Annotated in this window: 14 protein-coding genes; 8 read left to right on the plus strand and 6 right to left on the minus strand. The window is 48.8% G+C overall.

Annotated elements, in window-relative coordinates:
* Positions 1–91: 91 nt before the first annotated feature.
* A complete protein-coding gene (locus A3L02_RS06940) occupies positions 92–619 on the minus strand; it encodes a hypothetical protein (protein ID WP_088863239.1) in 528 nt (175 codons plus the stop codon).
* A gap of 9 nt (positions 620–628) precedes the next feature.
* Complete coding sequence (locus tag A3L02_RS06945; protein WP_237268585.1) at positions 629–1207, minus strand: hypothetical protein; 579 nt, start codon at positions 1205–1207, stop codon at positions 629–631.
* A gap of 166 nt (positions 1208–1373) precedes the next feature.
* Here A3L02_RS06945 and A3L02_RS06950 point away from each other — a divergent pair, with 166 nt between their 5' ends.
* Both A3L02_RS06950 and A3L02_RS06955 read left to right on the plus strand, forming a co-directional pair.
* Entirely contained in the window at positions 1374–1904 is a 531-nt protein-coding gene (locus A3L02_RS06950) for an HdeD family acid-resistance protein (protein WP_237268586.1), read from the plus strand.
* Between the two features lie 4 nt (positions 1905–1908).
* A complete protein-coding gene (locus A3L02_RS06955) occupies positions 1909–2685 on the plus strand; it encodes a TrkA C-terminal domain-containing protein (protein WP_088863241.1) in 777 nt (258 codons plus the stop codon).
* Here A3L02_RS06955 and A3L02_RS06960 read toward each other — a convergent pair.
* Complete coding sequence (locus A3L02_RS06960) at positions 2682–4454, minus strand: tRNA uridine(34) 5-carboxymethylaminomethyl modification radical SAM/GNAT enzyme Elp3 (protein ID WP_088863242.1); 1773 nt, start codon at positions 4452–4454, stop codon at positions 2682–2684. The two genes, A3L02_RS06955 and A3L02_RS06960, sit on opposite strands and share 4 nt — an antisense overlap.
* A 99-nt stretch (positions 4455–4553) precedes the next feature.
* Between A3L02_RS06960 and A3L02_RS06965 the strand changes: the two genes are divergently transcribed.
* The 5 genes from A3L02_RS06965 (at position 4554) to A3L02_RS06985 (ending at position 14628) form a co-directional block, all read left to right on the plus strand.
* Positions 4554–5306, plus strand: coding sequence for a Nif3-like dinuclear metal center hexameric protein (locus A3L02_RS06965; protein ID WP_088863854.1), 753 nt, complete (start codon positions 4554–4556; stop codon positions 5304–5306).
* Between the two features lie 169 nt (positions 5307–5475).
* The gene (locus tag A3L02_RS06970) at positions 5476–9216 is read left to right on the plus strand and encodes a helicase-related protein (protein WP_088863243.1); all 3741 of its coding nucleotides are present in this window, start codon (positions 5476–5478) and stop codon (positions 9214–9216) included.
* The gene (locus tag A3L02_RS06975) at positions 9206–12649 is read left to right on the plus strand and encodes an Eco57I restriction-modification methylase domain-containing protein (protein ID WP_088863244.1); all 3444 of its coding nucleotides are present in this window, start codon (positions 9206–9208) and stop codon (positions 12647–12649) included. Before A3L02_RS06970 ends, A3L02_RS06975 begins: the two co-directional genes overlap by 11 nt.
* Before the next feature lie 2 nt (positions 12650–12651).
* Positions 12652–14070 carry an AAA family ATPase gene (locus tag A3L02_RS06980; protein WP_054834412.1) on the plus strand — a complete coding sequence of 473 codons (1419 nt, stop codon included), beginning with the start codon at positions 12652–12654 and terminating at the stop codon, positions 14068–14070.
* A gap of 90 nt (positions 14071–14160) precedes the next feature.
* Positions 14161–14628 carry a hypothetical protein gene (locus A3L02_RS06985; protein WP_088863245.1) on the plus strand — a complete coding sequence of 156 codons (468 nt, stop codon included), beginning with the start codon at positions 14161–14163 and terminating at the stop codon, positions 14626–14628.
* On the opposite strand, the gene A3L02_RS06990 is transcribed toward A3L02_RS06985, so the two are convergent.
* From A3L02_RS06990 to A3L02_RS07000, 3 genes are read right to left on the minus strand one after another with little or no spacing between them, the layout of a single operon-like run.
* Positions 14588–14989 (minus strand): hypothetical protein, encoded by a 402-nt coding sequence (locus A3L02_RS06990; protein WP_088863246.1) that lies wholly within the window; start codon positions 14987–14989, stop codon positions 14588–14590. The two genes, A3L02_RS06985 and A3L02_RS06990, sit on opposite strands and share 41 nt — an antisense overlap.
* A 15-nt stretch (positions 14990–15004) precedes the next feature.
* Positions 15005–17734 carry an alanine--tRNA ligase gene (alaS, locus tag A3L02_RS06995; RefSeq protein ID WP_088863247.1) on the minus strand — a complete coding sequence of 910 codons (2730 nt, stop codon included), beginning with the start codon at positions 17732–17734 and terminating at the stop codon, positions 15005–15007.
* A gap of 44 nt (positions 17735–17778) precedes the next feature.
* Positions 17779–18087, minus strand: a complete 309-nt coding sequence (locus tag A3L02_RS07000; RefSeq protein ID WP_054834416.1) for a hypothetical protein — start codon at positions 18085–18087, stop codon at positions 17779–17781.
* A 312-nt stretch (positions 18088–18399) separates the two neighbouring features.
* Between A3L02_RS07000 and A3L02_RS07005 the strand changes: the two genes are divergently transcribed.
* Positions 18400–19953: an alanine/glycine:cation symporter family protein gene (locus A3L02_RS07005; RefSeq protein ID WP_088863248.1), complete on the plus strand. Its 1554-nt coding sequence runs from the start codon at positions 18400–18402 to the stop codon at positions 19951–19953.
* Positions 19954–19981 lie beyond the last annotated feature (28 nt).

Genomic DNA, 19981 nt, shown 5'->3' on the forward strand with positions numbered 1-19981 from the left:
TCCGTTAACGGGAGCGGTTAAAAAGGCATCGGAACTTTAGTTGTCCTTCGAACCGGTCACAACCCCCGAAGGTCAGAGTCCGGGGGACCCCCTACTCTTTACCGTAGGCTACTTTAAAGGCCCCCCAGTCTGTTTTTTCGCCGTACGTTACCGTAAAGTTGACGAGCTCGTACTCCTCAGGTTTTCCGTCGGGCCGGTAGAATATCAGGTGGTAGCCCGGTTCAACGTACCAGTACATTGCGCTGGTTATCACAAAGAAGTACTTGGAGATAGAAAGTTTTCTCCTGCATTTCTCGTTCACGATGAACTTCTCCCCGTCCCAGAAGGCAACGTCCGCACACCAGCCGGGGGTTTGAATCTCCAGGAGAATGGAATTCCCGTAATCCTCGCTTCCCTTCAGTATCAGGTGCTCCTCCATGTCCACCGCGTTCTTCCAGGTGTGGTTGCCGAGTGTGATGTTTTCAAGGAGAACTATCTGCCCCTTCGGCGCGGCGACACCGTAGGGCACGCTTTTGTGGGTGAGGATGGGGTAATAGACTATCCTGAAGATGAAGAGGCCGAAAAAGAGGACTATAAGGATGACCTTTAGCCGGAACTCGGTCTCGTAGGAAATCCTCATGGGATCACCTCACGACCTCTGGAGCGACACCTTGAAGGCTCCCCAGTCGCTCTGCCCGCCGTACGTTACCGTAAAGTTGACGAGCTCGTAGTTCTGGACTGGACCCTCCTTCTTGAAAACTATCACGTAGCCATCCTCAAGGTACCAGTAAAGTATCTCCTCCGCCTCGTGGGTCGGAAGCCTCCTGAATGCGTACTGGCTCAACTGAAGCTCCCTCGCGCAGTTGTACTTCCGCTGCCAGCTCCTCGAAGAGCCACCCCATACCCAGAGATCAGCGCACCAGCCGGGCGTTGTGATTTTCACAGTCAGGGTGTCACCCATGTCATCGTTGCCCCTGAGAACGAGAAGGTTGTTCCGGGAAGTTACGGGGACGGCGTTTGTGTAGCTAACGGGGCCGAGGGTGAAGTTCCCGGCGAGGACGATACGCCCCTTTGGGGCGGCAACGCCCCACGGGTTTGTCTGATGGGAGATCAGGGGATAGTAAACTATCATGAATATGGCTATTCCAAAGATGATGGCCAGTGTGAGAACCTTGATCCTAAAACTCGTCTCGTACGAGACCTGAGGTTTTTTTACCACCGATTCCACCGTAGGAGGACTTTCCATGATCGCTTAAAAGTTTTACCAATAAGAAAATGTTCCGTCAACCACCGACCAAGGGACAGAAAAGGTTTTAAACTATTTTAATAACAATCTGTGAAAAAAAGCTGGAGGTGTGAACGATGAACTACGGTGAAGTCAAGAGGAACTGGGTGTGGTTGCTGGGCTCGGAATAATCTTTACGACCCTTGGCTTCGCAGGGCTCCTCCTGTTGCCCCTGATAAGCATAACGAGCGTGGCCGTATTCGGGGCCTTTATGGCAGTCGCCGGAGCACTTCAGGCGTGGCAGGGGTTCACGAAGACCAAAAACTGGAAGAGCAGAAGGCTGCACATCCTCATGGGACTTGTTTACGTAATAGGCGGCATGGTGACCCTGGAGAATCCGGTGCTGGCCACGACGGTGTTCACGATAATCCTCGGAGTCGCATTAATAACAGTGGGCACCATACGAATAGCGGTGGCGTTCCAGAACAAGGACGTGAACCGGTGGGCGCTGATGACGCTCTCAGGGTTCCTCACCATCCTCCTTGGACTCATCATAGTCCTCCAGTGGCCGTGGTCCAGCCTGTGGGCCGTCGGGCTCTTCGTGTCCATCGACCTCATGATTAGCGGGGCCAGCTTCATCGCGATAGCCCTCACGGCAAAAACCTCTAAAAACCCAAGCGCCGAACCCGTAACCGGGTGAAAGCGTGCTGGCCCTCCTCTCATTAATCTTGGTCATCACACTCTCGGTTCTTATAGTCAGAATCGGAGCGATAGCACTCGAGATGACCGGGCTATCGAGGGAGGTCGCCTCCTTCCAGGCCCAGTCGGCGTTCTCGGGGGCCGGCTTCACGACGAGCGAGAGCGAGTACGTGGTCTCGAACCCGGCGAGGAGGAAGATAATACGAACCCTGATATTCCTCGGGAGCGCGGGGATAACCTCCGCCATCGCCACCCTCGTCCTCACCTTCGTGGGGAGGAGCAGCGAAGAAACCAAGAGCTCGCTGGTAATCCTCGCCCTCAGCCTGATCATTCTTTACCTGACGTTCACCTCGAAGAGGCTCGAGAAGGTCATGAGGCGCTGGATAAAACGTTTTCTCAAGAGGGCCTTTCCGGAGCTCAGGGTGTACGACTACAATCAGCTGCTCGGGATTACGAAGGGCTACTCCATCTCCCAGATAAGGGTGAAAGCCAAGAGCTGGCTGGCCAACAAAACGCTCAGGGAGCTTGAACTCAACAGAGAAGGCGTTATCGTCCTCGGCATCTACCGGAAAATCGACGGGAAGGAGGTCTACATCGGGGCACCGAGGGGGGACACGCTGATAAAGCCCGGCGACGTTCTGGTGTGCTACGGCCCGGAGGAAGACCTGTTGAGGCTTTCAAAGAGGCTGAAAGGGAAGCGGGGAGACCTCGAGCACGAGGAGGCGGTCAGGGAGGCGGAGATCAGGGCAATAGAAGAAAAACTGGAGGAAGCCGAGGCTTAGGTGTTCAGGTGAGCGTCGAAGTGTCCCCTTGTATCGAAGTCGGCGTAGCCCTTATCGAGCCTCTTGGCCACGTAGGGGCCGTTCTTCCGGTAGCCGAACCTCCGGTAGTACTCCCTGACCCCGACGCCGCTGATGACGAGCATCTTCTTTACCTCGAACTCCTCGCGCGCTATCCTCTCGGCCTCGCTCAGGAGCTCCCTCCCGTAGCCGCGGTGCTGCCACTCGTACCTCGGCTTCCCACCGATGGGCACGAGCGGGCCGTAAACGTGGAGCTCCCTCACTATCGCAGAGGAACAGCAGTTTATCTCCTTCCTGTGGGCTCTTTCGCTCGGGATCCTGAGGCGGAGGAAGCCGATTAGGATGTCGTTCTTCGTATCCTCGAAGCTGAGGAAGACCTCCCTTCCGCCGGCCGCGTCGTAGTCCTCGCGGAGGAGCTCGATGTGCTCCACATCCGGCTCAACCCCGAACTTCTCCATGACGTGCCCGACCTCTCTAAACCTTATCTCCCTCGGCCTTATTCCCCTCTTCACCAGCTCGTTGAAGACCAGCTGGCCCAGGTTGGAGTGCTTGACGCCGTCGACGATGAGCTGGACCGGGATGTCGCGCTGTATCCTCATCACGCGGACCCACTTCGGGAAGAGCCTGTAGGCCTCGACGAGGAGCTCAACGGCCTCCTCCGTGTGGTAGGGGCGGTACTTCCCGGCCTTCCAAAGGCTGTAGAGCGGTGCATCCGCGGTCACGAGCGTCGGGTAAATCTTAAGCATGTCCGGACGGAAGCGGGGGTCCTCGAAGATGGCCCTGAACGTGTAGAGGTCCCTCTCGAAGTTGCTCCCGGGGAGGCCGGGCATGATGTGGTAGTTGATCTTGAGGCCCGCATCGCGGAGGAGTTGAGTGGCCTTTATTATCTCCTCGACGCCGTGTCCCCTCCGCGTCCTCTCGTGGATGAAGTTGAAGACGGTCTGAACGCCGAGCTCCACCCTCGTCGTCCCCAGCCGGAGCATCCTGTCTATCTGCCTCTCGAAGGCCCAGTCCGGGCGCGTCTCGATGGTTAGCCCAACCATCCGCACCTTCGCCCTCTCGTTCTTCCTCTGCTCCTCCTCGAGGTAGTAGTAGGGTTTCGAGTGCGTCCTCTCCCAGGCGGCCCTGAAATCCGGGTCCTCATCGAAGACGGACGCGTCTTTCTTCACTATCAGCCTCACGAGCTTCTCCTCGAGGTTCTCTATCTCTTTAAAGTGCGGAAAGTCGTTCATGGCTTTGAAGGCCTCCTTGACGAACCACTCCTGATAATCGAGGTCCACCGCGGGGAACGTTCCACCCTGGATTATGACCTCGACCTTGTCCACGTCGTGGCCTATGTCCGTGAGCTGTTTGAGCCTGCGCATCATGATGATGTAGGGGTGATAGGCGCTCTGGACGGCCCTTAAAGCTGAAGGTTCCCTCCCCGTGTAGCTCTGGGGGGAACCGACGCTCGGCCCGCCGGGGCAGTAGATGCACCGGCCGTGGGGACAGGGAAAGGGCTTCGTCATCATCGCCACAACTGCCACGCCGCTTATCGTCCTCGTCGGCTTCCTCCTGAGCAGGTCCCTAAAGTTCTCCCGTTTGTCCTCGGGGATGGCCTTCAGTATATCGGAGTTGCCCGGGATCTTCGACAGGTGGTACCTCCTCGCTATCCTGACCTTCCAGCGGTTGAGCTCCCCTTTGCTTTTTATCTCGCCGCCCATCACGAGTCTCGCCAGCTCCTCGACGGCCTTCCTGAACTCCTCGCCCATACCTACACCTCTCGGAGCGGGTTGGGCGGGCCTCTTAAAAGCTTGCCCCTGCGGAGGTGTTAAAAGGCCAGTTGAGGAGTGGGTTCGGTGGTCGATGTGGTGAATAGGGACGAGGTAGTCGGGTTTCTCGACGAATACCTGCAGATCTCAGCCTTCCCCGACAAGTCGAGCAACGGCCTGCAGGTCGAGGGGAAGGAAGAGGTCAGGAGGATAGCCTTCGCCGTCGATACGACCCTTAAGACGATAGAGCGGGCGGTTAAGGGAAGAGCGGACATGCTGGTGGTCCACCACGGCATGATATGGGGCGGCATAGACTACGTCACGGGCGTGCACTACAAACGCCTGAAGGCGCTGATAGAGGGCGGCCTGAACCTCTACGCGGCCCACCTGCCGCTGGACGCCCATCCCGAGGTCGGAAACAACGTGGAACTCCTAAGGATCCTCGGCCTCGAGCCTAAGGGACCATTCGGCGAGTATAAGAGCTTGGACATCGGGTTCTGGGGTGAGTTCGAGGAGCCCCAGCCGATTGAGAAGGTAGCGCAGATAACGGCGGAGAGGCTCGACGCAACGGTCAGAACCTACGACTTCGGGAAGGGGGAGATAAAGACCGTCGGGGCGATAAGCGGAGCCGGGGCCTTCGCCCTTGAAGAGGCGCACAGGAGGGGCATCGACCTGCTGGTCACCGGGGAGTTCGGGCACGCCGATTACCTGACCGCGGTGGACCTGCCGCAGAGCGTCCTCGTCGCGGGCCACTACAAGACGGAAACCCTCGGGGTTAAGGCGTTGATGCCGCTCCTGAGGGAGAAGTTCGGGGTTAGAACGGTATTTATTGACAACCCCACAGGACTTTAGATCTATGAAAGGTGCTTCTATTATTTCTTTTTAACTTGCATAATTGGGAAACATTAGCCCCCCACCAAATCCCGGATTAATTCTGGATTATTGTTAATTCAATTTTCTAAGAAATTTCACGACACCAATCTAGAAAGCTTTTTTAAAGTTAAGACATTTAGTATACTACATGTTAGAGGTTAATTCAACAAAAATTATAGACAATACCCCTGGCAAATTTCTTAAGGATGTTCTAAGAGACCAGCTGAAGAATTGCATAGAGGCAAAATTTGCCATAGGTTACTTCTTCTTGAGTGGGTTTGACTTAGTTGATGAGGACTTTCCCAAGAATGTAGTCAAAAGACCGTTTTTGAAACTTGTAATGGGGAATGAAACCACTTTACCAACAAAGGAGGAGCTGGTTTCGGGATACAATTTAAGGGAGGTATTTAAGCATAAAATGATTGAGGAGTTGCAATCCAAGGAATTAACAAAACAGCAAATAAACCAGCTAAGGAGATTGAGAGACTACATTGCAAACAACGTAATAGATGTGAGGCTTTTTGACAAATCGAGACTTCATGCTAAGCTTTACCTGTTTTTAAAAGACCCAAAGGACAGATATGGGTCTCCGGGAGTGGCAATTGTTGGCTCTTCAAATTTTACAGCTGCGGGATTGACAAAGAATAGAGAGCTGAATGTGATTTTGACTGAGAGAGAGGATGTTCTCTATCTCAACAAATGGTTTGATGAATTGTGGGATGAGGCAATTGATTTTAATGAAGATCTAATCAAAGTCATTGAGATTTCAGGTGCTATTCCTGAGGCAAAATACCCAAAACTTGGCAGATTCATTGATCCGGAAACTCTCTTCAAGTACCTTGTATATAAATGGACGGAAGGCAGAGTTCTAAATCTAATTGAAAAGGATATTTTAATGGAGTTTCAGCTTGTTGGTGTTATTAATGCTATAAATATCATGAACTATTACAATGGAGTGATCCTTGCGGATTCCGTTGGCTTGGGGAAGAGTTTCATGGCTGCAGCAATAATTCAGGAGTTCCTAAACAGAAAACACCCGCACTGGATCCCAAAAGAGAAAGAATACCCTGCTGTTATGCTTATTCTTCCACCATCCCTAATCTCCCAGTGGGAAGATTTGCTTGTCGGGAGAGCTGATGATGAAACGCGGACAAGACTTGAGAGAGGAAAAAAAGTAAGGGTGAACTCGGGGTTCTTCTTCAAGAATAACTTTAAGAGAATGGTGAAAGGTGATTACAATTACAAAATATATGAGATATATGATGAAAGTGGGAAGAAGTTGTTGGGTAAGATTGCATTTCTTTCGCTTGGCCTTTTCCAAAACTACAAAGCAGATTTGAAGAAAGGGATTGTTGATGAAGGTTTGAAAAGAATGGCTGACGAATACGATCTTTTTGTGATAGATGAAGCACACAAGTACAGGAACAGAAGAACAAATAGGTGGAAGGCGGCAAAGGCTTTGCAAAGAAAATCAAACAATTTCCCTAATAAGTTCATGCTTTTAACCGCAACACCATTAAACAACACGATAGATGATCTTTATAACCTGATACGGATATTCACAGATGATACTCTCATAACATTTAGAATGAAAAATATCCCGATTGACGAATTAATAACGCAATACAAGAAGCTCAAGAGTGAATACGAGAAAAAGAAGGATGAAGAGATCAAAAAAGATTTGAAAAATGTGGCTATTAGTATTAAAAGAAAAGTGCTTGATGATGTGATGATTCTAAGGACAAGAAGACATATTTTGGATGAGTTCAAAGATTTAAAAGTGGACGGCAAGAAACTGGTTTTCAAGGATCCCACACCATACAGCATTGATTATTCCTCCTTTTATATAGACAGTTTTACTGAGTTAATAAAGCTCATATCCAGAAACATTGAGAGAATCAACTTTGAGCACACGAAGCTATACGGTGTGAGGTACGTTGTGTTTGAGGAGGACGAAGAGGAAGAAAGCTATAAAGTAATTGAGGTCTCTGATCTGTTCAGGCTTTTACTTAGTAAGAGGTTAGAAAGCGATATCTTTGCTTTTGAAACAACTCTCAGGAAGATATACGAGAAAGAGAAGATCTTCTACTCTCTGTTTAAGAAACATGTTGACAAAATAATGAGCGAGGAGGAATTGAAGGAGTTAATTGCTAAAGCTTTGGAGGAGGCTAAAATTAAAAAGGATCTTGAAGATGTGTCTCAAGAGTTTAATACAGAGACCGAAGAGGAAGAAACCTGGTTTGATAAGGTCGTCAAACTGCTGAATGAATATGTTGAAGAATACGCACTTCAATCATTTGCACCAGTCGATAGAATCAGAACAGGATTGAAGATAGCCCTTGAGAATCTTAAGCGGGATCTACAGCTGATGGATGAGATTTTTGATGCACTTGATCGGCTTAAGATTAGAGAAGACGGCAAATTAAAGGTTTTTGGGAGAATCCCCAAGAATGACGATGAGATTGTTGAATCAGAAATTTTCTGCTATAAGAACGATCCCAAGCTTGAAGTCCTGAAGAATCTTATTGCAAATCCAAAATACAAATCTGAAAAGCTTTCAAACATCCCGACATTAAATGGTAAAAAGATCATTATTTTCACGCAGTACAAGGACACCGCCTATTATATCTATCACAATCTCAGGGAGTGGATTGAAAGAGAAGTTGACCTCCATCCATGGCTCAAGGATAAAAGGACGGATAGTATAAAGATAGCACTCGTTACGGGAGACACGGACACAACAACAAAGATCAACTACATAAAGAGGTTTGCTCCAAAGGCAAATGCTGGAGAAGAGGAAGCAAGAAGATATGGAGAAGTTGACATTCTCATATCAACCGATGCTCTTAGCGAAGGTGTTAATCTGCAAGATGCTGATGCTGTTGTTAACTTCGATTTACCCTGGAATCCCATGATAATTGTCCAGAGAGTTGGAAGAGTGAACAGGATAGGGAACGAAAAAGACGTTTATGTCCTCAACTTCACACCTACAAGAGAAATAGAGGTTCTTGTGGGAATTCTAAACAAGCTCAAACAGAAGATTGAGGATATAACGCTTGTTGTTGGTAAGGAGTCCAGAATACTAAGTCCTGAGGAGGAGATAAATGTGGAGACATTTGGTGAGAGGATAAAGAAAATTTCCGAATTCTCCATGACTGCTCTTGAGGAGTTTAGCATTTCTGAGGAATTCAAGCAGTGGTTTGGAGAGGGAATTCCACAGGAACAGATCGATGAATACAAGCTCCTGAACATTGTACAATACGAGCTGGGCATAACAAGAGAGGACTTTGAAGAGGTTAGAAATCTTGAGAATGGGCCTTACTACACCTATGTAAAATCTGGGACTGGAAAGGTCTACAGCATTTATGAGTTCTATCGTGGGGATTCCAGAATAGATAAGAAGATAATTAGCATGGGTGATGACGGATTGAGGTTTGAATCGCCCCTCGTTCTGCTCGATCTTGTGAGAAACAGGGAGATGAATCCAGTAGAACTTGATTTGGCAGCTGAGAAGCTAAAGAAGATTGAAGAAAAAGTTGAAAAAGAGCTCAAAAGATTAAGAAGAGAGTTCAAGCTTCAACAAAAGGGATTCCTATACAACTTGTACAACGCCTTGATTTTAGAAAGGGAGAACGCAAAGGAACTTGAGAAGTACAAGCCGGTTGTTAATATATTGCAGGTACTAGACTATCGCCAGTATTCGAGGGAGATAAAATCTCTGCTTGTTCAGAGAAATCTGATCGAGGTTGACAAGAACAATAATGTGAAAATCAAAGATCTTAAAGGCGTTGTTGGCGCTCTTTACAACTACTTTTTAATGATGAACATGGCGGACATTAAATCTCTAAAAGTTGTGAAGAAGCACTTGGGGTGGTTCTATGGTCATTAAAGTTGAAGAGCTGAGGGAAGAGGTTGACAAGAAGATTAAAAGGTTTGAAAAAGAAGAGATCAAAATTTCAGGGAAAGAGTATCCCATATATATTTTCGAGAAGGACGAGGATATAAACCTTTTTGAAGGCATACTTTTTGCTGAAACTGATAAGAAGACAGAGCTCTCTGATTTGTTAAATTACAAGCCTATGAGTGGCTACGCTGCAAGACTTGGCATTATAATTTACAAAAACGAAGAACTCATCGTCAGGGATTACAGAGCAAACAAGCAGATAAGAAAGACAATACCCAAAATTAACAAACCATTCCTCAAAAAGCTGGAGAAGGTTTTGAAAGAGCCCAACAGCAAGAACCTCTCGGATTTGTTTAATAGATCCGATGTAATTCAGGAGTTTTATGTCCTTTATAAAAAGTCTAGGAAGTTTTTGCGCAACAACATCAAAGGTATTCCTGAGGAGGAGAAAAGGGAGAAATTCATTGATAACTTCATGATGCAGATGCTCACCCTGTGGTATCTGCAGGAAAAAGGATTTTTCAACAGGGATAAAAGGTACTTCATAACAAAATTCATGGATTTAAAGCAGAAAAGACTTTTTGGAGGTTTTGGAAGCTATTACGATTTTCTAAGGTATTTTTTCAAGAAGATAAAAGATTCAGATGAGCCATACGTTGAAGATGAAAGCATAGGTAAATGCGTTGTTATCGGTCCAGCCGTATTTCTGAACGGTGAAGATGGCGATGCAGCTATAACAATTCCGGATAAATGCTTTTATCAAGAAGGTGTCACTGAGAAGCTTGTAAATTTAACACCGAGAGGCAGGAGAAGAACGATTTCCGAAAAAGACATTGATTTTGACATCCCCCTGCTCAATCTTTTTGAGAGCAGGGACTGGATTGATGGAGATATTGATGAGTATGTTCTTGGCTCGCTTTATGAGAAGCTGATGACAGAAACTGAAAGAAAAAAGACCGGTTCATATTACACTCCTGAGGAAATAACAGAATATATCTGCAAGAACACAATTGAACCATATCTTGTTGACAGAATCAACGAAGAATACGGGAAAAACTACAAGAATATAAACGAATTAATTAATGCAGGAGATAGTAAAGAGCTGCTGAAACTCTTTGATCTGCTGAAAAACATCAAGATCCTCGATCCAGCCGTTGGCTCTGGCCATTTCCTTGAGAGCGCCATTAATGTTCTTGTTGGCATCTACAGGGAGCTGAAGGACAAAGCAAAAGAAGCAGGAATCGAGAAGCTTGAAATTCTCATTGCAGATGAAGAGGGTAGGATAAAGTCACTGAATTTGCTTGAGATTCCTGAAAAAGAGGGTTTGTTTGAAATATATGTTAAGTTTTTCATAATTCTCTCAAGGAATGTGTATGGCGTTGATATAAATCCTTCGGCGTTGAAGGTGGCAAGAGCAAGACTTTTCCTTATGCTTGCGAAGCATTTCAACGCCAATGCAGATCTTTTCATCAGATTTCCAAATGTTCACTTCAATTTGAGAGAAGGAAATTCGCTCATTGGTTATATGAATATTGAGAATATCGAAAAAGAAAAGCCCAAAGGACAGCTGCAACTTGATTTATTCATGACAAAGAAGCAAGCCAAACATATCAGAGAGAGGATTAAGGTAATATCTGAACTAAAACCCTATCTCGAAAACACGGCTAAAGCACTAAAAATCAATGGGAATATTGTAAAAGAGGTTGAAGAGTTAAATAAGATATTAGCGAGGGAAAAACTTTCATGGGGAGACTTTGAAAAAGTCTTAAAAACAAAAGAAAAACTCATAAGAATCCTCATCGCTTCATTAAATTCTCAGTATGCAGTTCCTTTAAACAACCTTTTAAGAGATATCACAGAGTTATTCAATCAAAAACTGGATGAGAAGTTCGCTGAGGAGCATGGGATTGATCTTGATACATTAAAATCTACAAAGTGGCTACCAGGAAATAGAAAGATGTTCCACTGGATATTTGAGTTCCCTGAAGTGTTTTTGAGAGAAAATCCAGGGTTTGATGTTGTTGTGGGAAATCCGCCTTATGGAAGGTTAAAGCAGATCATAGAGGATAATGACGAGAAATATTTTATATCTGGGTTGTATGGAGAGCTTTATAGCTACCAGGTGGGAAACTTGAACCAATACAAACTATTCCTTGAAAGATCTTACTTCCTTGTTGGGGAAGGTGGATATTTCTCTATGATTTTTCCATCGTCTTTCCTTGGAGAGAACGATTCCAAGGAGTTGAGAAAGCTATTTTTTGAGAAGGCCATGGTTAGGAAAATCCTTGAGTTCCCAGAAAGAGCGAGGGTTTTTGAGGGAATTACACAGGCAGTCACGATTCTCGTTTACAAGAAAGAAATTATTGACCAAAATTACGATTTTATGCTGAGGACAAATATTGAGAGTAGAGATATGATTAATTCCCTCACTGATTTCACTATCATTTCAAGAGATGATCTCAAAGCTTTAACTGGGGATGAATACAGAATCCCACTTTTCACGAATCCAAAAATCGAGTGGGAAATACTCAAGTATATCTCAAAATATCCACCATTTAAAGGTGATGAAAACCATCCGCCAGTGGGTGATGTTGGAGTAGGGCACTTGGACGAGACCTTCGATAAAGAATTCATGAGCGATGAGCCTGCTGATGACTTGCTGATTAAGGGTATCCATCTTGACAGGTATTTCGTTAATCTTGACCCGGATGGGCCAAAACCGAGGTGGATAAAGAATAAGGAGAGGTTTTTTGAGAAGAAGCCCGAAGCTGAAAAGATTACAAAATTGAATAAGATTATCGGTAGAAATACGATTAATAAAGCTTCTAAACCAAGACTGAGATTTGCTCCATTAAAAGCAGGGTATGTTATAACAAACAATGTAAAATTCATAATAAAAAAGGATAAAAATCTAGATGAACATTACATTACTGCTTTTTTAAATTCAACTTTGCTAAATTGGAGATTCGAATTGTTTTCTTTTCAAAATAGAGTTAATAATTACGAAATAGAATCCCTCCCTATCCCACGAATCTCTCTCTCAGAACAGAAACCCTTCATAATCCTCGCCAAATACATTCTTTTTTTCAAGCAATACCGGAATTACTTCGCCAAAGAAGATAATCATCTCCAGTATATCACAGATTATTTTGATAACCTGATAGACTGTCTTGTTTATGAACTTTATCTTGGAGATTTAGTTAAAATTCCTGTAAAATCTTTTGTAGAGAATAAGTTAAAAGATATTGAGTTACCTGACAATCTCCTTGAGGAGGACAGAGATAAAGTTGAAAAAACTCTTAACGAAATAAAAGAGGTCTTTAACCAGCTTGAAAAAGACAAAAAACTAAATGAAAACCTCTATTTAATCAAATTGCATCCCTGGGTCAAGCAGATCTACACATCCCTTGGGGGGTAGGGATGAGAATAAAGACATTGAAAATAAAAAACTTCAAAGGATTCGCAAATGAAATAGAGATAGACCTTAAGGGTAAAAATCTGGTTATATATGGCGAAAACGGCTCTGGAAAGACATCTTTGGTTGAAGCGTTGAAACTTCTTTTCGATTCAGCATCAAGCGAAATAGAATTGGAAAAATACAAAAATGTGTTCACAAAACAGCCAATGGAGATATCTATTAAGAGGACAAATGGGGAAGCAATATCTCTAAAAACAAAATCCAAAAAAGAAAAAAGAAATGGCGAAGAAAAGGAAATCGGTCTAACAAATCCAGACGGATATGGAGACGGAGAAAGAATCTTCCTTGAAGCTCTTTCAAGGTCAACAAGTATTTTGAGTTACAGACAATTGATGAAAATTTATGATTTAAGCACTCCTGAAGATTTTTATGAGCTTTTCATCAGGAATATAATGGCATACTATCTCATCCCACCAAGAAGAGAGAAAACATTAATTGAAGAATTTCAAGAGCTGGAAAAACTAAAAAAGGAGCATCCAAGAAGTAAAAAGAGAATCAGGGAGAAGGAAGAATTTATTAAAGGAGAAATTAATAAAATTTTTGCAGAAATAAAGGAAACATGGAATCAATATACTCAGACACTTACCGGAGATAATATTAAGATTGAATGTTCATTAGAAGAACTGGGCAAGCTTAACTTTAGTGTCAAATGGAATGGAAAGGATGTAAGTGACATTTTGAGTTACTTGAATGAAGGACGGTTAAATGCCATATCTTTAGGTTTATTTCTGGCGTACTACAAAAGATTCAATGATTCCCCCTATAAAATGCTTCTTTTGGATGATGTTGTTATTGGACTTGACATGAATCTCAGGATACCGTTATTGGACATTCTTCAAAAAGATTTTGAGGAAGAATATCAAATAATCATAACCACTTTCGATGAAAACTGGTTCAATTTGATGAAACAATATTTAAATAGTAATAAATGGGAATTTATGAAAGTTTTTGTGAAAAGGACAGATAACAACAACCGTCCTTTTATTGTTGGTAGTGAGCATCAGGATTATCTTCGAAAAGCTAAGGAATATCTCAACAATGGCGATGTTCCAGCGGCGGCGCTTTACACAAGACTTGAATTTGAAAGGATTGTTCTAAAATATGCAGAAAAAAGAAGACTAAAAATTGGTTTCAGAAGAAAAGTACAAAAAATACCTATAAACGAGATTTGGGAGGCGGTGAAAGCTGATCTGCCAAAGGCTAAAACAATACGTAAAAGAGTTGATACTTACAAATCTATACTATTAAATCCGGCTGTTCATTATGATCCGAGACCTAAATACAGGCAAGAAGTAAGCTATGCTATAGATGTTGTTGAGAAGCTAAAAGAAAAAATCACGAGAGAGCTAAACTCTTCATAGACGAGCCGACGGGACTTTGAGTCTTACTTTCTTAACCACCTACACGAAAGGATTAAGAATTCCAAAGACCAATATCCCAAAGGTGATACCATGGGCAAAGGACTCGCAATAATGGCAATAATAACTGTGGTGCTCATTGCGTACGCCCTCACCACGGTGAGGGTCCCGCCGGCGAGCGTGGAGTACAGAGAGGTCTTCTACACCAACAACCAGAGCGTTACCTTCGTCACGAAGGACGGCGTGGGTCTCTTCACGATGGTGATAAACCCCCGCGTGGACTCCTTTGAACTGACGATAGAGTTCCCCAAGGGGACGTCGTACCTCGTTAAATACGGGGACAGGGACTACAGGGGCACGGACGAGTTCAAGGTGAAGGTTGAGAGGGGCAAAGTGCCGGACAACGTTTATGTGAACTTCCAGCTCCCACAGGACCTAACGAGAAAACTGGTGTTCGAGAACGGGGAGGCGAGGATAACCGTCAGGGGAGACAAGGAACCGATCTGGCACGGAGAGGACGTCATCTACGTAAGTTATCGGAAGGAAGGGGAGAAGTCCTGATTTCGATTATTTCAGCCATCCTCTTTTCCAGTTCTTCCGGGGAGATTACCTCAAACCTCAGACCGAGTTCACCGGCGTAGTTCTTGACCCAGCCGGGTTTCACGTTCCTGAAGGAGGTGACGACCCACAGCTCGGGAAAGCCCGCCCGGTGGGCCTTGACGACGTCGTAGAGGAGCCTCTGGGGAAACCACTTGAACGAGGCCTCAAGCTCGATGGCGAGGAGCTTTTCCTCATCCTTTAGAATGGCTACGTCTATCCTCGTCCCGTCGGGCGTCCTGTACTCGGGGACGGCCTTCAGCCCGAGTTCGGAGGAGAGCTCAACGACCCGCCTCGTCAGCGTCTTGACTTTGATTCCGACCACCGAAAAAGTTTGAGCTCAGCCGAGGCGCTTCTTCACCTCGGCTATCGCCTCCTCGGCCTTCAGCGGGTTCTTTATCCTGCCCTGGGCGAGCTCCTTCCTTCCACCGCCGCCACCGCCGGCGACGCCCGTTACAACCCTCGCCAGCTCTCCGGCCTTGAGGTCGAGACCGTCGCCAACCGCGACGACGAAGTGCCCCTCCCTCGTTACCAGAACGATGACCCTCTTATCCTTCCTCAGACGGTTGGCGGCCTCGCGGAGGTCCTCCATGGTTCCCTCGACGACCTCCCCTATGAACTCGACTTCACCGACCTTCTCCACCTTGCTCTCGAGCTCGTAAACCAGAAGCCTGGCCAGCTCCTTCCTGAGCTTCTCGACCTCCTTCTTTGCCCCCTTCCACTCGTTGAAGAACCTCTCGGCCGTTTCCGGGACCTTCTCGGGCGGAACGCGGAAGACCTCGCTCGTCCTCTTCAGTATCCTCTCCGTCTCCTGCATCCAGTTAACCGCCGCCTCGCCGGCCGCGAAGATTATGCGCTCGACACCGTCCTGTATGCGCTCCGTTCTCAGGATCTTAATCGGGCCCACGAGGCCGGTGTTCGGCAGGTGGGTTCCACCGCAGGCCTGGACGTCCCAGTCCTTTATCTTGAGGACGCGGATGACCCTTCCGGGCACGACACCGCCCTGGTAGAGGCGGAAGCCGTACCTCATCTCGGCCTCGGTCCTCGGGAGCCACTCCCAGGTTACCTCCCTGTTCTCCATGACTACCCTGTTGGCAAGGCGCTCTATCTCCCTCAGCTCCTCCTCGCTTATGCGCTTGTAGTGGGAGATGTCGAGCCTGGCCCAGTCCGTCGAGAGCTGGGAGCCGGCCTGCCAGACGTGCTTCCCAAGGACCCTGACGAGCGCCCCCATGAGGACGTGGGTCCCGGTGTGGTGGCGCATGTGCTGGATCCTCCGGTTCCAGTCAATCCTCCCGTGTACTTCCTGCCCCTCGGCAAAGGCCTCCGGCTTCTCCACCCTGTGGAGGATGACCTTTCCCACCTTCTGGACGTCGAGAACCTTAACGCCGTTCAGTTCACCGAGGTCCGCCGGCTGTCCACCGCCCTCGGGATAGAAGGCCGTCGCGTCGAGAACGACCCAGTCGTCTATGACCCGGAGAACCCTCGCATCGAACTCCTTCATGAAGGGGTCCTCGTAGTACAGCGTCCTCGTGTCCGGGATGTCCTTGACCAGCTCGAAGTCGACGATGTATTTGGCCGCTTCGCCCTTCGAGCCCTTCTCGGCCTCCTTCGCTACGAGGGTGTAGAAGTTGTCCGGGACCTCAACCTTAACCCCCTCCTTCCCCGCGACCTCGGCCACTATCTCGGGGGTTAACCCGTGGCTCTCGTAGAACAGGATGAGCTTTTCGAGGGGGATTTCGTTCTTTCCGGCCTTCTTGAGCCTGACTATCTCCCTCCTCACGAGATCGCTCCCGCGCCTGAGGGTCTCGGCGTAGCGCTTCTCCTCCACGTTGATTATGTCGAGGATAACGTCCTCCATCTCCTTGAACTCGGGGTAGGTGTTGTGGAGGGCCTTTATGTGCATAGCCACTATCTCGGAGAGGGGCATCTCCAGACCGAGCTCCCTCAGATGCCGTATGCTCTTCCTTATGAGGAGCCTCGCGAGGTAGCCGGCCTTGACGTTAGAGGGGATGACCCCGTCGGCGAGCATGAAGGTCAGCGCCTTGGTGTGGTCGGCGATGGCGTATATCAGCTCGTAGGGCCTCACGGCCTTCTCGAGTTCTTCCACGGTTATGCCGATGCGGTTGGCCACCTCCCGGCGGAGAACCTTCAGGTCGCCCATGTCCTCGATGTCGAACATTCCGGCCAGGCGGGAGTTCTCCATGAGGATCCTATCGTCTATCCTCTCTACCCCGGCCTCCCTCTTGAGCGGCTCGACCACGTAGCCGAGGACCGCGTCGTAGGCCGTTGGCGTCCCCTGGCTCATCCAGACGAGCCTCTCGAGGCCGTAGCCCGTATCCACCACCTTCGTCTCCATCGGCACGTAGCGGTCACCCTTTATCACGACGACCTGGCCCGGGTCTGCGTTCTCGGGGGCCTTCTTGTACTGCATGAAGACGAGCGTCGCCACCTCGAGGCCGCGGTAGAGCACCTCGAAGGCCGGCCCGGCGTTCCCCCCACCGGCCCACGGGTTCTCCTTGAAGGTTATGTCTTCCGCCTTCATGCCCAGTTTTTTGGTGAAGAACTCGAAGGCGAGTCTGACCGTCTCGTCCATCCAGTATACCGGCTTGCCCGGGTAGTTGAAGGCGTGGTGGGCCATCATCTCGAATATCGTGAAGTGCCTGCCGGTTATTCCGACGTTGTCTATGTCCGTGAAGCGGATCGAGGGCTGGCTTATCGTGAGCGGGTTTGCAGGTGGATCGGCCTCGCCGCTTATCACCCACGGCTGGAAGTCCATTATGCTCGCTCCAACGAGGAGAACGTCGTCGCGCCACCTCGGGAGAACTGGATAGCGCTTGACCCTGCCGTGGCCGTGCTTCTCGAAGAAGCTCAGGAAGGCCTCGCGCATCTCGTCGAGGGTGTACTTCCGCGGTATGCCCGGCTTCCCGATGAAGGAGTACTCGTCACACGGCGGGTCCCCGCAGGTCTCCCTGTCGGGATCGAGCGTCCAGAAGGGCTTACCGCAGACCTTACACTTCTTTCTGATCCATCCTTCCTCCTTGAACATCTCGGTGGTCATGTCCATACCCATGAGCCTCACCTCTTAAAGCTGAATTAAAAAGAGGGGGGAACTAATTAAGGTTTTTGTTGGTCGTTCAAATCGGGCCCGAGGTCGACGTCGACGTCCTCGAAGTTCTCCTCATCGACGAGGACGAGGGGGAGATTGACCTTCCTGAGGAACTCCACCAGCCTCTCCTCGCGCCTCTCCATGAGCTCGAGCTTGTGCCTCAGGCTCCGGTTCTCTATCGCGAGGCTGTTGGCCTCGTCCACCTTCAACCGAAGTTGCATCCTGAGCTCGGTTATCTCCTCCTCCAGCTCCCTGATGGAGCGCTCGAGCCTGTCTATCTCCTCAAGGTACTCACGACAGACGCGTTCCTTTATCATTTCGGTCAGCCCCGCGAAACCTCCTCACCGCTCAGGGGGCTCCAGATTCATCATCCCGTAACCTTTGTACCCGAGGGTTAATAACGTTATCCAACACTCCTGGACTCGCGTACCCCGATTACCGATCACGGGTGGATATGTTTATAAATATAAACACCTCTGCCGAAGTTTCGTTGTCTTTGTCCAGTCCGTTCTCCATAAACCTTAAAATGTATAAGGCTCATAACTCTCAACGTTAAAGTACATTGACGTCGGTAAAAGCTGTGCAAAGCCACCAAACAAACCTGAATGAACATATATGGGGGTGCCTCGATGAGTATGTTGGTGGACTTTATCAACTGGCTGGACGGGGAGGTCTGGGGCCTGCCCATGATAGTGCTTCTGGTGGGCACCGGACTTTTCCTGACGACTGTACTGAAGGGGATTCAGTTCCGGCGTCTGGGGTGGTCCATTCGCTTCACCCTCTTCGAGGGCAGGAAGAAAACGGGTGAAGGGGACATAAGCCCGTTCCAAGCGCTGATGGCAACGATCTCCGGAACCGTGGGTATCGGGAACATAGCAGGTGTCGCGACCGCCATCCACTACGGTGGCCCCGGGGCGCTGTTCTGGATGTGGGTCACGGCTCTGGTGGGCATGGCCACGAGGTACTCCGAGGGGCTCCTGGGCGTCGCGTTCAGGGACAAACTCCCTGACGGCACGATGATAGGCGGAACCTTCAACTTCCTCGAGAAGGGTTTCGCGATGGAGAACGTCCCCAAGACGGGCAAATACCTGGCCTCGATATTCACCCTCCTGTTCGCGGTGTTCATAGGCTACTCGGCTATGAGTTTCAGCGGTGCACTCCAGATAGGAGCGATAATCGTGGCGGTTCTCTTCGCCGTACTCGGGTTGTTCCTGCTCAAGGACGACGCGTACCCGACCCTCGGAAAGGTCCTCGCGATTCTGTTCGCAACGTTCGCCTCCATAGCGGCCTTCGGAATCGGCAACATGACCCAGTCCAACTCGGTCGCCGACGCCGTAAGAACGGCCTTCAACATTCCGATGTGGGTTTCCGGCCTCACGCTGGCGATCCTGACCTTCATAGTCATCATCGGCGGTATCAAGAGGATCGGTGAGGTCGCGGAGATGCTCGTGCCCTTCATGGCCATAATCTACTTCCTCTTCGCGATAGGGGTCTGGATTAAGTTCGCCGGCAAACTGCCCTCCGCCTTTGCGCTTATATTCAAGGACGCCTTCACCGGGAAAGCCGTGGCGGGCGGCGCGATAGGTCAGGTGATCATCTGGGGTGTTAAGAGGGGACTGTTCTCCAACGAGGCCGGTCTCGGTACCGCAACCCTCGCCCACGCGGCGGCCAAGACGGACCACCCGGCACGGCAGGCCCACGTTGCGATGCTCGGTCCCTTCATAGACACCCTGATAATCTGTACCCTGACCGGCGTCTCCATAGTCGTCACGGAAGCCTACAGCCTGCACCCCGAGCTCAACGGTGCACCCCTGACGCAGGCCGCCTTTGCCTCGGCCTTTGGACACGCCGGGGAGATAATGGTGGCGATTGGCATAGTCCTCTTCGCCTACTCCACCATACTCGCGTGGTCGTTCTACGGCAGGCAGAACGTCATGTACCTCGCCAAATGGCTCGAGCAGGACCCGGAGAGGTTCGCAAGGCTCTACCCGAGGCTACACCTCATCTACAACCTGCTCTTCGTCTTCTTCATCTACATAGGCTCGGTGACGAAGCTGGAGACCGTCTGGACGTTCTCGGACATGATGAACGGGCTGATGGCCATACCTAACCTCATAGGCCTTCTCGTCCTGTTCTGGTTCATCAGAGAAAAGACGGAGGAGTTCGTCGCGGCCAACCCGTGACGTTTCTTTTTTCATTTACAAGTTAACA

Origin of the sequence: Thermococcus celer Vu 13 = JCM 8558 (genome assembly GCF_002214365.1) — an archaeon.
Classification (GTDB): Archaea; Methanobacteriota_B; Thermococci; order Thermococcales; family Thermococcaceae; genus Thermococcus; species Thermococcus celer.